The sequence below is a fragment of the Burkholderia sp. BCC1996 genome (assembly GCF_905339955.1).
Classification (GTDB): Bacteria; Pseudomonadota; Gammaproteobacteria; order Burkholderiales; family Burkholderiaceae; genus Burkholderia.
On the sequence record NZ_CAJPHM010000041.1, the window covers coordinates 13,996 to 28,471 of the forward strand.

At 67.2% G+C, this 14,476-nt stretch carries 11 protein-coding genes; 9 read left to right on the plus strand and 2 right to left on the minus strand.

The window, feature by feature from the left end; genetic code table 11:
- The first annotated feature begins 103 nt into the window (after positions 1–103).
- The 4 genes from speB to betA all read left to right on the plus strand — a co-directional run bounded on the left by speB (position 104) and on the right by betA (position 6,095).
- Positions 104–1,081, plus strand: coding sequence for an agmatinase (gene speB / locus U4Z64_RS34825; RefSeq protein ID WP_124488504.1), 978 nt, complete (start codon positions 104–106; stop codon positions 1,079–1,081).
- 113 nt (positions 1,082–1,194) lie between these two features.
- Positions 1,195–2,703 (plus strand): aldehyde dehydrogenase family protein, encoded by a 1,509-nt coding sequence (locus U4Z64_RS34830; RefSeq protein WP_321822410.1) that lies wholly within the window; start codon positions 1,195–1,197, stop codon positions 2,701–2,703.
- A gap of 160 nt (positions 2,704–2,863) precedes the next feature.
- Positions 2,864–4,369, plus strand: coding sequence for a purine-cytosine permease family protein (locus U4Z64_RS34835; protein WP_221622576.1), 1,506 nt, complete (start codon positions 2,864–2,866; stop codon positions 4,367–4,369).
- Positions 4,370–4,409: 40 nt separating this feature from the next.
- Positions 4,410–6,095, plus strand: a complete 1,686-nt coding sequence (gene betA / locus U4Z64_RS34840) for a choline dehydrogenase (RefSeq protein WP_321804213.1) — start codon at positions 4,410–4,412, stop codon at positions 6,093–6,095.
- 35 nt (positions 6,096–6,130) lie between these two features.
- Here the strand turns inward: betA and U4Z64_RS34845 are convergent, their stop codons facing one another.
- Entirely contained in the window at positions 6,131–6,829 is a 699-nt protein-coding gene (locus U4Z64_RS34845) for a TetR/AcrR family transcriptional regulator (protein WP_124488508.1), read from the minus strand.
- 131 nt (positions 6,830–6,960) lie between these two features.
- Positions 6,961–7,167, minus strand: coding sequence for a hypothetical protein (locus U4Z64_RS34850; protein WP_185640908.1), 207 nt, complete (start codon positions 7,165–7,167; stop codon positions 6,961–6,963).
- A 25-nt stretch (positions 7,168–7,192) separates the two neighbouring features.
- On the opposite strand from U4Z64_RS34850, the gene U4Z64_RS34855 reads away from it, so the two are divergent.
- The 5 genes from U4Z64_RS34855 to hydA all read left to right on the plus strand — a co-directional run bounded on the left by U4Z64_RS34855 (position 7,193) and on the right by hydA (position 14,442).
- Entirely contained in the window at positions 7,193–8,473 is a 1,281-nt protein-coding gene (locus U4Z64_RS34855; RefSeq protein ID WP_321822411.1) for a Zn-dependent hydrolase, read from the plus strand.
- A gap of 129 nt (positions 8,474–8,602) precedes the next feature.
- Entirely contained in the window at positions 8,603–9,940 is a 1,338-nt protein-coding gene (locus U4Z64_RS34860) for an NAD(P)-dependent oxidoreductase (RefSeq protein ID WP_321822412.1), read from the plus strand.
- A gap of 73 nt (positions 9,941–10,013) precedes the next feature.
- A complete protein-coding gene (gene preA / locus U4Z64_RS34865; protein WP_321822413.1) occupies positions 10,014–11,330 on the plus strand; it encodes an NAD-dependent dihydropyrimidine dehydrogenase subunit PreA in 1,317 nt (438 codons plus the stop codon).
- Between the two features lie 99 nt (positions 11,331–11,429).
- Positions 11,430–12,938, plus strand: coding sequence for an NCS1 family nucleobase:cation symporter-1 (locus U4Z64_RS34870; protein WP_124523616.1), 1,509 nt, complete (start codon positions 11,430–11,432; stop codon positions 12,936–12,938).
- A 46-nt stretch (positions 12,939–12,984) separates the two neighbouring features.
- Positions 12,985–14,442, plus strand: coding sequence for a dihydropyrimidinase (hydA, locus tag U4Z64_RS34875; protein ID WP_257775808.1), 1,458 nt, complete (start codon positions 12,985–12,987; stop codon positions 14,440–14,442).
- Positions 14,443–14,476 lie beyond the last annotated feature (34 nt).

Here is a 14,476-nt window from a genome sequence, read left to right on the forward strand (position 1 = left end):
CTATTTTTCCGGAAAAAATTTTTGCCCATAGTGACCGCAAAGGCAAGCGCATGGACGGCCGTGCGCCCGAAGACGAATCCGCATACGGATGGAGACGGAGACAATGCAGAACAACAGCTATGAAAAGGGCAGGCTCAACCTGCCGTTCGTCGGTCACTGCACCTTTGCGAAGGCGCCGGTGTGTCTCGACTGGGAGAACATCGACGCGGACGTCGCGATCCTGGGTGCGCCCAACGACATGGGCACCCAGTGGCGCTCGGGCGCGCGCTTCGGCCCGCGCGGCATTCGCGAGGCGTCGACGCTGTTTTCGTTCGGGCACGCGGGCGCCTACGATCACGAAGACGACGTGCTCTACCTGACCGAGGACCAGGTTCGCATGGTGGACGTCGGCGATGCGGACATCGTGCACACCGACATGGCCACGAGCAACGCGAACATCGAACTGGCCGTGCGCAAGATTCTCGCCGGCGGGGCGATGCCGGTAGTGCTCGGCGGCGATCATTCGGTGCATGCGCCGGTGATCAAGGCGTTCGAAGGCCGCGGGCCGATTCACATCGTGCATTTCGATGCGCACCTCGACTTCGTCGACGAACGCCACGGCGTGCGATACGGACACGGCAACCCGCTGCGCCGGGCCTCCGAGATGGACCATATCGCCGGCATGACGCAGCTCGGCATCCGCAACGTCTCGTCATCCAACCGCAGCGACTATGACGCGGCCCGCGCCGCGGGTTCCAACATCCTGTCCGTGCGCGATGTCCGGCGCCTCGGCACCGACGGCGTGCTCGAGCAGATTCCGCAGCGCGGCGCCTACTACATCACGATCGACATCGACGGCTTCGATCCGTCGATCGCGCCGGGAACCGGCACGCCGAGCCACGGCGGTTTCCAGTACTACGAAGTGCTCGAGATCATCCAGGCGCTCGCGAAGCGCAGCCATGGAAGCATCGTCGGCATGGACCTGGTGGAAGTGGCGCCGGCTTACGATCCGACCGGCACGACGTCGATCCTGGCCGCGCAACTGCTGATGAACAGCATCGGTTTCATTTTCCACGCGCGCAGCCTGGCCCGCGCCCGCTGAGACGTTCATTTCAGGAATCGGGCGCGACGTCTCGCGGGACGCCCGAAGTCACTACCGTACGGCCCGGGGGACCTCGCCGAGAGGCGCCGGGCAGGCTATCAAGGAAGATCAACATGGATGCCGTAGTCGCGCAATATCTCGATCGTCACGATGTTTCCCAGGCGACCCGCAACTTTCTCGCCAAGCCGATGAAGATGTTCATCGGCGGCGCGTGGGTGGACGGCAGCGACGGCCAGTTCAGCGCCGTCACCGAGCCGTCGACCGAGGGCGTCATCACGCAGATTCCGTTCGCGACGCCGGCCGATCTCGACCGTGCCGTCGCCGCCGCCCGCCACCAGTTCGATCACGGCGAATGGCGCCGCCTCAAGCCGCTGGAGCGCGAGCGGCTGCTGCACCGGCTGGCCGACCTGATCGAGGCGCACGCGGACGAACTCGCGGAGATCGAGTCGATCGACATGGGCAAGTCCGTCGCGCAGGCCCGCGCGATCGACATCCAGGGCACGGTCGACACGTTCCGCTATTTCGCCGGCTGGGCATCCAAGCTGCACGGCCGCACGGTCGAGCCGTCGTTGCCGGGCAACTATCTGGCTTATACGCGCAAGGAGCCGATCGGTGTCGTGGGCGCGATCGTGCCGTGGAACTATCCGCTGCAGACCATGGCCTGGAAGCTGGCGGCCGCGCTGGCGGTCGGCTGCACGACGGTCGTGAAGCCGGCCGAACTCACGTCGCTGTCGACGCTGCGCTTTGCCGAACTGGTGCAGGAAGCCGGCATTCCGGACGGGGTGGTCAACATCGTGACCGGTCGCGGCAGCGTGATCGGCGCCGCGATGGCGAGCCACCCGGGCATCGACAAGCTGACCTTCACGGGTTCGACGCCGGTCGGGCGCGACGTCGGGCAGAACGCGGTGCGGCACATCAAGCGCGTGACGCTCGAACTCGGCGGGAAGTCCCCGGTCATCGTGCTGGACGACGCCGATATCGATGCCGCCGCGCAGGCCGTGGCCAACGGCGTGTTCTTCAACTCCGGCCAGGTGTGCGACGCGGGCACGCGGGCCTACATCCACCGCGACATCCATGACCGTTTCCTCGCGGCGCTCGCCGACTACACGGCGACGTTGAAGATCGCCCCCGGGCTGGATCGCGATTGCTTCATCAGCCCGCTCGTGTCGGCCAGGCAAAAGGACACGGTCCTGTCGTACATCGAATCCGGCATCCGGGAAGGCGCCGAATGCTACTACGGCGGCCGCGCCCATGTGGGCCCGGGGCACTTCGTCGAACCGACGATCTTCGCGCATTGCCGTCCCGACATGCGGATCGTCCGCGAGGAAATCTTCGGCCCGGTGCTCGTGACCGCGCCGTTCGACACGCTCGACGAGGCCGTGGCGCTCGCGAACGATTCGTCGTTCGGCCTGGCCGCCGCGATCTACTCGAACGACCTGGGCCGCGTGCACGGCCTGATTCCGCGGTTGCAGGCGGGCACGGTCTATGTGAATGCGCACAGCACCATCGATCCGGCGCTGCCGTTCGGCGGGTTCAAGACGTCCGGGTTCGGCAAGGACCTCGGGCCGGAACAGCTCGACTATCTGATGGAGACCAAGTCAGTCTGCATCACGCTTCCCTGACCGGTTGCACGTGATGTGCCGCCTTCGGCCAGCATGCACGGCAAAAGCCTGCAGCCGGCCGAAGGCGGCCTGATTCCGATGCGAAATCTTCTCGACCCGTTCGTCCGGACCGGTCCGGGGAATTCGCTCTGCTTAGCCCTTTGCGATCATGGGGTACGACATGCAGGCAGAAACAAACGTATTGAAGGCGCCGCGCGGCGACCACGGTGCCATCGAGGCGCACTCGATCGACTTCGTCCCGGAAAGCGAGCGTACCGACCGGCTGGCCAGCCAGGGGCCGTTCTGGTTCGTCGGGAACTTCACGTTCTTCACGATGACGATCGGCTTCGTCGGGCCGAGCGTCGGTCTCGATTCGTTCTGGACCACCGTCTCGGGCACGCTCGGCATCATGTTCGGCACGCTGTTCATGGCGTTCCACGGCTCGCAGGGACCGCATCTCGGCTTGCCGCAGATGATCCAGTCGCGCGCGCAGTTCGGTTATCGCGGCGTCGTGCTCGTGCTGCTGGCGACGTTGTTCGTCTTCGCGGGCTTCAACATCGTCAACCTGGTATTGATGATGCAGGGCCTCAGGACGCTGTTCCATTGGGATCCGCTGCAGGTCGCGCTGGTCGTGACGGTGCCGGCCACGATCCTCGCGATCCTCGGACACGACTGGATGCACCGGACGTTCAAATGGTCGTTGTATCTTTCGCTGCCGCTTTACGGCCTCGTGACGCTGGCGGTGCTGGCCGGCTGGATCCATGACGCGCCGGCGGCGGCCGGTGCGCCGGTCGCGAAGCTGGGCTTCAACTGGACCGGCTTCATCGCGCAGTTCGCGGCGGCGGCCAGCTACAACATCGCGTATGCGCCGTACGTGTCGGACTATTCGCGCTACCTGCCGAAGAACACGCCGAGCGGCAGGCTGATCGCCGCGGTGTTCGTCGGGGCATCGCTGTCCGGCGCGTGGATGATCGCGGTGGGCGGATGGCTCGGTGCGCACCTGCATGCGACCGATGTGCTCGTCGCGCTCCACGGCGTCGGTGCCGGAATCGCGCCGCAGCTGGGCACGGCGGTCGTGGCCATCACGATCGTCGCGTTCCTGCCGGTGATCGCGATGAACATCTACAGCGCGAAGCTGACGGCCATCACCAGCGTGGACTCGTTCCGGAAGGTGGAGCCGACCGCGAAGGCACGGATCGCGGCGATCGTCTTCGTCGTGCTGCTGCAGTTCGGCGTGGCGATGCGCATCTACGCGTCCGGTTCCGGCCTGTCGGTGCTCAACATCTATCTGGTGGTGATGCTGTATTTCCTGGTGCCGTGGACGGCAGTCAACCTGACCGACTACTTCTTCGTGCGCAAGGGGCGTTACGCGGTGCCGCATTTCTTTCGCCCGCGCGACAGCCTGTACGGGAACTGGGGCGGACGCGGCCTGCTTTCGTACCTGATCGGGTTCGTGTCGATGGTGCCGTTCTTCTGCATCTTCGACGGCGACCGCGAGGTCTATGTCGGCCCGCTCGCGAAGGCGATGGGCAGTGTCGACCTGGCCTGGCTGGTGGGGCTGATCGTCTCGGCGCTCGCGTACTACGTGCTGTGCCGGTCGCTCGACCTGCGGCGCGAGGAAGCGGAAATCGCGCACATCGAAGCGCACATGCCGGAGTTCACCACCGGCGAGAAAAAGCGCGGCTGACCCGGCACGCCAGGATCATTCATCGAGCAGGATAATCAAGATGACTAAATACTACGACTACATCATTGTGGGCGCCGGGTCGGCGGGATGCGTGCTGGCGAACCGCCTGACCGAGGATTCGAACGTCAGCGTGCTGGTTCTGGAGTACGGCGGAAGCGATCGCAGCGTGATCATCCAGATGCCGAGCGCGTTCTCGATGCCGATGAACACGAAGCGGTTCAACTGGCACTACGAGACGGCGCCGGAACGGAACCTGGACGGACGCCGCCTGCATTGCCCGCGCGGCAAGGTGCTCGGCGGCTCGTCGTCGATCAACGGGCTGGTCTACATTCGCGGGCATGCGTGCGATTTCGACGAATGGGAATCGCTCGGCGCGCGCGACTGGGGATACCGCAACTGCCTGCCGTATTTCCGCAAGGCCGAGAGCTACAAGTTCGGCGGCGACGAATATCGCGGCGCGGACGGCCCGCTGAGCACCAACAACGGCAACAACATGCAGAACCCGCTGTACGGCGCATGGGTGGAAGCGGGGGCCGAGGCCGGCTACATCAAGACCGACGACTGCAACGGCTACATGCAGGAAGGGTTCGGCGCGATGCACATGACGGTCAAGAACGGCGTTCGGTGGTCGACCGCGAACGCGTACCTGCGCCCGGCGATGCAGCGACCCAACCTGACCGTCCTCACCCATGCGATGACGCGCCGGATCGTGATGGAAGGCAAACGCGCGGTCGGCGTGGTCTACGAGCAGGGCGGCGTCCAGCACACGGTGCGCTGCACGCGCGAAGTGCTGGTGTCGTCGGGGCCGATCGGCTCGCCGCATCTGCTGCAGCGCTCGGGGATCGGGCCGGCCGACGTGTTGAACAAGGCAGGGATCGAGGTCGTGCACGACCTGCCGGGCGTCGGCGAGAATCTTCAGGATCACTCGGAAATCTACATTCAGTACGAGTGCAAGGAGCCGGTGTCGCTCAACGGCAAGATGGGGCTGCTCGGCAAGGCGATGATCGGCCTGCGCTGGCTGCTGTTCAAGGACGGGTTGGGTGCCAGCAACCATTTCGAGGCAGGCGGGTTCATCCGTTCCGAAGCAGGGCTGCGCTGGCCCGACATCCAGTTCCACTTCCTGCCGGCGGCGATGCGTTACGACGGCGACAAGCCGTACAAGGGGCACGGCTTCATGGTGCTCACGGGGCCGAACAAGCCCAAGAGCCGCGGGCACGTTCGGGTTCGCTCCGCCGATCCGTACGAGCATCCGGAGATCCGGTTCAACTATCTCGACCGCGAGGAAGATCGCGAGGGGTTCCGTCGCTGCGTGCGCCTCACGCGCGAGATCGTCGGGCAGCCGGCCATGGATCGCTTCCGCGGCGTGGAGCTGGCACCCGGCCCGGACGTGACGACGGACGACGAGATCGATGCGTTCGTGCGTGCCAACATGGAAAGCACGATGCATCCGTGCGGCTCGTGCCGGATGGGCGAGGACGCGATGGCCGTGGTGGATTCGGAATTGCGCGTGCGCGGCGTTCAGGGCCTGCGCGTCATCGATTCGTCGGTGTTTCCGACCGAGCCGAACGGGAACCTGAACGCGCCGACCATCATGCTGGCCGAGCGGGCGGCCGATCTGGTGCGCGGGCGGAAGACGCTCGCGCCGTCCGATGCGTCGGTCGGCTTCGTCGAGAACTGGGAAGCGCAGCAGCGCACGGGCGTTCCCAAGCGCAAGGTGGCCGCTTAAGCGCGGCGCACGGCGGCGCGCGTTCGGCGGTCACGTCACCGATCGCGCGCCGCCTCCGGCGACACCGCGCCGCACGCGCGGATCACGAGCTGCACGACCTCTTCGGTCGTCTCGGCGAAAGCCTTCTGCGTGAGCGCACGCTTGCCGCTCAGCGCGCGGATCTGCGCATCGAAATCCGCATAGTGCTGGGTGGTCGCCCAGATCAGGTACATCAATGCGTGCGGATCGATCGGCGCGAGCAGGCCGCGCGCGATCCAGCCTTCGATCACCTTCACGCGCGTGTCGAACCACGGCTTCACGCGCTCCGACAGGATGTCCTGCATGTGCGCGGCGCCGTGGATGATCTCGTTGGCCCAGACCTTCGAGCCGAGCGGGCGCCGTCGCGACAGATCCATCTTCGCGCGCACGTAGCTGGCGATCGCTTCGACCGGATCGTCGCCGGTCTCGAACGATCCGGCCGCGCGGTGCCAGTCTTCGAACAGGTCGTCGAGCACACGGCGGTACAGCGCAAGCTTCGTCGGGAAGTAGTAATGCAGGTTCGCCTTCGGCAGGCCCGCGCGCTCCGCGATCATCGCGGTGCTCGCGCCGTCGAGCCCGCGCTCCGCGAACACGGCTTCCGCGCAGGCCAGCAGATGCGCTTCGTTGGACTCGCGGATGTGTGCCTTGCGTCGCCGCAAAGGCGTGCCCGTTTCGTCGTCGCCGATGGTGTCGGCGGCCGCCTGGTCATGTCTCATCGTTGCCCTCGCGCGGCATGCATGCCGCGTTGGGCTTCATTCTAGCCGCTGGTTCGCATCGAACGCACGCGCTGGCCCACATCGGCGCGCGCGGTGCTGCGATGCGGTGGCACGTTTCTCGCTCGATCGATTCACGCAAGAAAGACATTGCGCTGCGCATTTTGATCGTCTAAAACCTGTCCAATCGGACAGGATTCGACGAGCGGCGGAACGTAGTGCCAACCCTGACGCCGTTTGATCGGACGAATCGCGCGAACGATGCGCATTTGCACCTCGCAGGTGCGGGTTTGCCCCGACGGCTGCAATGCGCGCACCGGCATCGGCCGGGATGACGGCATGACCGACCCCACAGGAGCGATACGAATGGACACGGTATCGGAAACAGTGAAGCGGGCAGGATTCGACACGTCGATCAAGGTCGACGGCAGGCGGTTGTGGGACAGCCTGATGGAGGTCGCGAAGATCGGCGCCACGCCGAAAGGCGGCGTCTGCCGCCTCGCGCTGACCGATCTCGACAAGGCCGGCCGCGACCTGATCGTCGGCTGGGCGAAAGCCGCCGGCTGCACGGTGACGGTCGATACGATGGGCAACGTGTTCATGCGCCGCGCGGGCCGCGTGGCCGACGCGGCGCCGGTCGTCACCGGGTCGCACGCGGACTCGCAGCCGACGGGCGGCCGCTTCGACGGCATCTACGGCGTGCTCGGCGGTCTCGAAGTGATTCGCACGCTGAACGATCGCGGCATCGAGACCGAACACCCGGTCGAGGTCGTGATCTGGACCAACGAGGAAGGCTCGCGCTTCGCGCCGGCGATGGTGGCGTCGGGCGTGTTCGCCGGCGTGTTTACGCTCGAGTACGGGCTGTCGCGCAAGGACGTCGACGGCAAGACGATCGGCGAGGAACTCGCGCGCATCGGCTACGCGGGCGACGTGCCGTGCGGCGGCCGCAAGCTGCACGCGGCGTTCGAGCTGCATATCGAGCAGGGGCCGATTCTCGAGGCCGAGTGCAAGACGATCGGCGTCGTGACGGACGCGCAGGGGCAGCGCTGGTACGAGATCACGTTCACCGGCCAGGAAGCGCACGCGGGGCCGACGCCGATGCCGCGCCGCCGCGACGCGCTGCTCGGGGCGTCGCGCGTGGTGGATCTCGTCAACCGGATCGGCCTCGATCACGCGCCGTTCGGCTGCGCGACGGTCGGGATGATGCAGGTTCACCCGAACTCGCGCAACGTGATTCCGGGCCGCGTGTTCTTCACCGTCGATTTCCGTCATCCGGACGACGCCGTGCTCGCGAAGATGGACGCTGCGCTGCGCGACGGCGTCGCGCGCATCGCGGGCGAGATCGGGCTCGAAACCGAGCTCGAGCAGATTTTCTACTACGAGCCGGTCGCGTTCGATCCGGCCTGCGTGGCGGCCGTGCGCGACGCGGCCGAGCGCTTCGGCTACTCGCATCGCGACATCGTGTCGGGTGCGGGGCACGACGCGTGCTACCTGGCGCAGGTGGCGCCGACGTCGATGGTGTTCGTACCCTGCGTCGACGGCATCAGCCACAACGAGATCGAGGACGCGACGCCTGCGTGGATCGAGGCCGGCGCGAACGTGCTGCTGCACGCGATGCTGTCGCGTGCCTGCGAGCCGGCTTCATGACGGACGGGATATAGCGCGGCCGGCAGGCTGCGCACTGCGTGATATTGGCATTCCAAAGCATGACCGCCCCGACTGTGCAATCGCAGCCGGCGGGGACGGCTTTGTCTCCACCCAGTCGAAGGAACGCGTATGACCACCCAGCCAACCGGCGATATCGCCGCGCATCGCCTGTCGTCCACGCAACTCTCGTGTGAATTCGCCGATATCGCGCCGCTGCTCGATCCGACTGCCGCCGCGGCCGCCGCCAGCCGCTGCCACTACTGCTACGACGCGCCGTGCGTGCAGGCCTGCCCGACGCAGATCGACATCCCGGGCTTCATCCGCAAGATCGGCAACGGCAACCTGAAGGGCGCCGCGACCGACATCCTGTCCGCGAATCCGCTCGGCGGGATCTGCGCACGCGTGTGCCCGACCGAGATCCTGTGCGAAGGCGCGTGCGTGCGCAATCACCAGGATGCGCAGCCGGTCGCGATCGGCGCGCTGCAGCGGCATGCGACCGACTGGGCGATGGCGAGCGGCGCGGTGCGCTTCACGCGTGCGCCCGATACGGGGCGGCACGTCGCGGTGGTCGGCGCGGGGCCGGCCGGGCTCGCGTGCGCGCACCGGCTCACGCTCGCCGGGCATCGCGTCACGCTGTTCGATGCGCGACCGAAGGCGGGCGGCCTGAACGAATACGGGATCGCCGCGTACAAGACCGTCGACTATTTCGCGCAGCGCGAAGTCGAGTGGTTGCTGTCGGTCGGCGGCATCGCGCTGGAGACGGGCGTCGCGCTCGGCCGCGACGTGACGCTCGACGCGCTGCGCGAGCGGCACGACGCGGTGTTTCTCGCGATGGGCCTCGGCGGCGTGCGCACGCTCGCGATCGACGGCGAGCAATTGACCGGCGTGATGAATGCGGTCGACTTCATCGAGCAGGTGCGGCAGGCCGACGCGCTGGAGAACGTGCCGGTCGGGCGGCGCGTGGTCGTGATCGGCGGCGGCAACACGGCGATCGACGCGTCCGTGCAGAGCCGCAAGCTCGGCGCGCAGCGCGTGACGATGGTGTACCGGCGCGGCGTGGACGCGATGAGCGCGACCTGGGCCGAACGTGAGTTCGCGCAGAAGTGCGGCGTCACGCTCGTCACGCACGCAAAACCGGTGCGCATCGCGGGCGCGAACGAGCACGTGACGGGCGTCGAATTCGAGGCCGCGTCGGGTGAGCGCTTCACCGTCGATGCGGACATGGTGCTGAAGGCGATCGGCCAGACGCTGGTGCCGGACGGTGTCGCGGCCACGCTGCTGACCGAGGACGGGTCGCGCATCGCGGTCGACGCGGACGGGCGCACGGCCTTGCCCGACGTGTGGGCCGGCGGCGATTGCGCGGCGACGGGCGGCATCGACCTGACGGTGCAGGCCGTGCAGGACGGCAAGCGCGCGGCGGCGGCGATCGACGCGGCGCTCGCGCAGCGCGACGCCCGGGCCGCGTGAGCGCGCGATACGCACCTGCGCCGCGGACCTCGCGCGCACCACGATAAACGCTCTCACCGACACGGAGCCGAACATGGCCGACCTTCGCTGCACCATCGCAGGCATCACTTCGCCGAATCCGTTCTGGCTGGCCTCCGCGCCGCCGACCGACAAGGCATACAACGTCAACCGCGCATTCGAGGCGGGCTGGGGCGGCGTCGTGTGGAAGACGCTCGGGCTCGATCCGCACGTCGTCAACGTCAGCTCGCGCTACGGCGCGGTGCAGTGGAACGGCCAGCGGATCGCCGGGCTGAACAACATCGAACTGATCACCGACCGGCCGCTCGACGTGAACCTGAAGGAGATCGCGCAGGTGAAGCGCGACTGGCCCGACCGCGCGCTGATCGTGTCGCTGATGGTGCCGTGCAACGAGCGCGACTGGAAATGGATCCTGCCGCTCGTCGAGGATACGGGCGCCGATGCGGTCGAGCTGAACTTCGGCTGCCCGCACGGGATGAGCGAGCGCGGGATGGGCGCGGCGGTCGGCCAGGTGCCGGAATACGTCGAGATGGTCACGCGCTGGGTCAAGGAAGGCACGAAGCTGCCGTGTCTCGTGAAGCTCACGCCGAACATCAGCGACATCCGGATGGGCTCGCGCGCCGCGTACAAGGGCGGCGCGGACGGCGTGTCGCTGATCAACACGATCAACTCGATCGTCGCGGTGGATCTCGACCAGATGGCGCCGATGCCGACCGTCGACGGCAAGGGCACGCACGGCGGTTATTGCGGCCCGGCGGTCAAGCCGATCGCGCTGAACATGGTCGCCGAGATCGCGCGCGACCCGGAGACGCCGAACCTGCCGATCTCCGGCATCGGCGGGATTTCGTCGTGGCGCGACGCGGCCGAGTTCATGGTGCTCGGCGCCGGCAGCGTGCAGGTGTGCACCGCCGCGATGCATTACGGATTCCGGATCGTGTCGGATCTCGTCGACGGGCTGTCGAACTGGATGGACGAGAAGGGCTACGCGACGCTCGACGACATACGCGGCCGCGCGGTACCGAACGTCACCGACTGGAAATACCTGAACCTGAAGTACGACATCAAGGCGCGCATCGACCAGGACCGCTGCATCCAGTGCGGGCTGTGCCATATCGCATGCGAGGACACGTCGCATCAGGCGATCACCGCCGTGAAGGACGGCGTGCGGCATTTCGAAGTGGTGGACGCGGCGTGCGTCGGGTGCAATCTTTGCATACATGTGTGTCCGGTCGAGCAATGCATCACGATGGAGCGCGTCGATGCGGGCGACTACGCGAACTGGACCACGCATCCGAACAACCCGGCGCGGGCTGATGCGGGTGCGAGCCCGGCGGAACCCGCAAAACACGAGAAGCACGCGAAGGCGGCCTGACCGACGTCCGGCGGCGCGGTATCGCCCGCGCTGCCGCTTGTGTCCTGTTCTGCCGGCATCGCACGATGCCGGCGTCGACGTTTACGTGGAGCGCATTCGATGAAACCAGCAGCGATTCCCGCCGAACCCGACAGCGCCGCGGCGCCGGCCGGCAGCCTGTACAACGACGACCTCGCGCCGACGACGGCGGCGCAGCGCACGTGGCGCTGGTATCACTTCGCGGCGCTGTGGGTCGGGATGGTGATGAACATCGCGTCGTACATGCTCGCGGCCGGGCTGATCCAGGAAGGCATGTCGCCGTGGCAGGCGGTGCTGACGGTGCTGCTCGGCAACCTGATCGTGCTCGTGCCGATGCTGTTGATCGGTCATGCGGGTGCGAAGCACGGGATTCCGTACGCGGTGCTCGTGCGTGCGTCGTTCGGCACGCAGGGCGCGAAGCTGCCCGCGCTGTTGCGCGCGATCGTCGCGTGCGGCTGGTACGGCATCCAGACGTGGCTCGGCGGCAGCGCGATCTACACGCTGCTGAACATCCTGACCGGCAACGCGCTGCACGGCGCCGCGCTGCCGCTCGTCGGCATCTCGCTCGGGCAGCTCGCGTGCTTCATCGTGTTCTGGGCGCTGCAGCTGTACTTCATCCTGCACGGCACCGATTCGATCCGCTGGCTCGAAAGCTGGTCCGCGCCGATCAAGGTCGTGATGTGCGTCGCGCTCGTGTGGTGGGCGACGTCGCAGGCGGGCGGCGTCGGCTCGATGCTGTCGGCGCCGTCGCAGTTCGTCGCGGGCGGCAAGAAGGCCGGGCTGTTCTGGGCGACGTTCTGGCCGGGCCTGACCGCGATGGTCGGCTTCTGGGCGACGCTCGCGTTGAACATTCCCGACTTCACGCGCTTCGCGCATTCGCAGCGCGACCAGATGATCGGGCAGTCGATCGGGCTGCCGCTGCCGATGGCGCTGCTGTCGGTGGTGTCGGTCGTCGTGACGTCGGCCACCGTCGTGATCTACGGCAACGCGATCTGGGATCCGATCGACCTGACGAGCCGGATGACCGGCATCGGCGTGGGCATCGCGCTCGTGATCCTCACGCTTGACACGATGTGCTGCAACCTCGCGGCGAACCTCGTCGGCCCCGCATACGATTTCTCGAGCCTGTGGCCGAAGGCGATCTCGTATCGCGCCGGCGGGATGATCACCGCGACGATCGCGATCGTGATGATGCCGTGGAAGATCCTCGCGACGACGGACGGCTACATCTTCACCTGGCTCGTCGGCTATTCGGCGCTGCTCGGGCCGGTCGCGGGCATCCTGATGGTCGACTACTTCCTGATTCGCGGCACGCGGCTCGACACGCGCGCGCTGTTCGACGAGCGCGGCGACTTCAGCTATGCGCGCGGCTGGAACCCGGCCGCACTGGCGGCGCTCGCCGTCGGCGTGCTGCCGAACCTGCCCGGCTTCCTGCACACCGCATTCCCGGCGTCGTTTCCGAACGTGCCGGCGTTCTTCAACACGCTTTACACGTATGCGTGGTTCGTCGGCCTCGTGCTGGCGTCCGGCGTGTACGGCACCTGGATGAAGTGGCGTGCGGCGCAGCGCGCGCAGATCGCGAACGCGTGATGCGCGAACGCATGCGGCACCCGACAGTCAACGAGGAGGCAACGACATGGCAATCCTGATTCGCGGCGGCACCGTGGTCGATGCGGACCGCACCTATCGCGCGGACGTACTGTGTGCCGACCCGCAGGACGGCGGCACGATCCTGCAGATCGCGGAGACGATCGACGCGCCGGCCGGCGCGACGGTGGTCGATGCGCACGACCAGTACGTGATGCCGGGCGGCATCGATCCGCATACGCACATGGAACTGCCGTTCATGGGCACGACGGCCAGCGACGATTTCTATTCGGGTACGGCCGCGGGGCTCTCGGGCGGCACGACGAGCATCATCGACTTCGTGATCCCGAGCCCGAAGCAGCCGCTGATGGACGCGTTTCACGAATGGCGCGGCTGGGCCGAGAAGGCGGCCGCCGACTACGGCTTCCACGTGGCCGTCACGTGGTGGGACGAATCGGTGCACCGCGACATGGGCACGCTCGTGCGCGAGCACGGCGTGTCGAGCTTCAAGCACTTCATGGCGTACAAGAACGCGATCATGGCCGACGACGAGGTGCTCGTGAACAGCTTCTCGCGTTCGCTCGAACTCGGCGCGCTGCCGACCGTGCACGCGGAGAACGGCGAGCTCGTGTTCCAGTTGCAGAAGGCGCTGCTCGCGCGCGGGATGACGGGGCCGGAGGCGCATCCGCTGTCGCGCCCGCCGGAGGTCGAAGGCGAGGCCGCGAACCGTGCGATCCGCATCGCGCAGGTGCTCGGCGTGCCGGTGTATATCGTGCACGTGTCGTCGAAGGACGCGGTCGATGCGATCACGCGCGCGCGCAGCGAGGGGCTGCGCGTGTTCGGCGAGGTGCTGCCGGGCCATCTGGTGATCGACGAGGCCGTGTATCGCGACCCGGACTGGACGCGTGCGGCCGCGCACGTGATGAGCCCGCCGTTCCGCTCGGCCGCGCATCGCGAAGCGCTGTGGCGCGGGCTGCAGGCCGGGCAGCTGCATACGACGGCGACCGATCACTGCGTGTTCTGCGCGTCGCAGAAGGCGATGGGCCGCGAGGACTTCACGAAGATCCCGAACGGCTGCGGCGGCGTCGAGGACCGTATGTCGGTGCTGTGGCATCACGGCGTGAATCAAGGCCGCATCACGCCGAACGAGTTCGTGCGGATCACGTCGACGAACGCCGCGCAGATCTTCAACCTGTATCCGCGCAAGGGGGCGGTGCAGGTCGGCGCCGATGCGGACCTGGTCGTATGGGACCCGGCCGCGACGAAGACGATCTCGGTGAAGACGCATCACCAGCAGGTCGACTTCAACGTGTTCGAAGGGATGACGGTGCAGGGCGTCGCGACCCACACGCTCACGCGCGGCGCGCTCGCGTGGGCCGACGGCGAGCTGCGTGCGGTGCGCGGTGCGGGCCGTTACCTGAAGCGGCCGCCCGCGGCCGGCTACTACGAGGCCGCGCGCATCGCGAACCGGCTGCGCGAGCCGCATCCGGTCGAGCGCGCCGGCTGAACGCGCACGAAACCGGCTCGAGGCCGGTTCGCAA

Excerpts from the sequence above, each read along its gene's own strand:
- speB (WP_124488504.1), top strand. The coding sequence starts at position 104 with ATGCAGAACAACAGCTATGAAAAGGGCAGGCTCAACCTGCCGTTCGTC.
- U4Z64_RS34830 (WP_321822410.1), top strand. The coding sequence starts at position 1,195 with ATGGATGCCGTAGTCGCGCAATATCTCGATCGTCACGATGTTTCCCAG.
- U4Z64_RS34835 (WP_221622576.1), top strand. The coding sequence starts at position 2,864 with ATGCAGGCAGAAACAAACGTATTGAAGGCGCCGCGCGGCGACCACGGT.
- betA (WP_321804213.1), top strand. The coding sequence starts at position 4,410 with ATGACTAAATACTACGACTACATCATTGTGGGCGCCGGGTCGGCGGGA.
- U4Z64_RS34845 (WP_124488508.1), bottom strand. The coding sequence starts at position 6,829 with ATGAGACATGACCAGGCGGCCGCCGACACCATCGGCGACGACGAAACG.
- U4Z64_RS34850 (WP_185640908.1), bottom strand. The coding sequence starts at position 7,167 with ATGCCGTCATCCCGGCCGATGCCGGTGCGCGCATTGCAGCCGTCGGGG.
- U4Z64_RS34855 (WP_321822411.1), top strand. The coding sequence starts at position 7,193 with ATGGACACGGTATCGGAAACAGTGAAGCGGGCAGGATTCGACACGTCG.
- U4Z64_RS34860 (WP_321822412.1), top strand. The coding sequence starts at position 8,603 with ATGACCACCCAGCCAACCGGCGATATCGCCGCGCATCGCCTGTCGTCC.
- preA (WP_321822413.1), top strand. The coding sequence starts at position 10,014 with ATGGCCGACCTTCGCTGCACCATCGCAGGCATCACTTCGCCGAATCCG.
- U4Z64_RS34870 (WP_124523616.1), top strand. The coding sequence starts at position 11,430 with ATGAAACCAGCAGCGATTCCCGCCGAACCCGACAGCGCCGCGGCGCCG.
- hydA (WP_257775808.1), top strand. The coding sequence starts at position 12,985 with ATGGCAATCCTGATTCGCGGCGGCACCGTGGTCGATGCGGACCGCACC.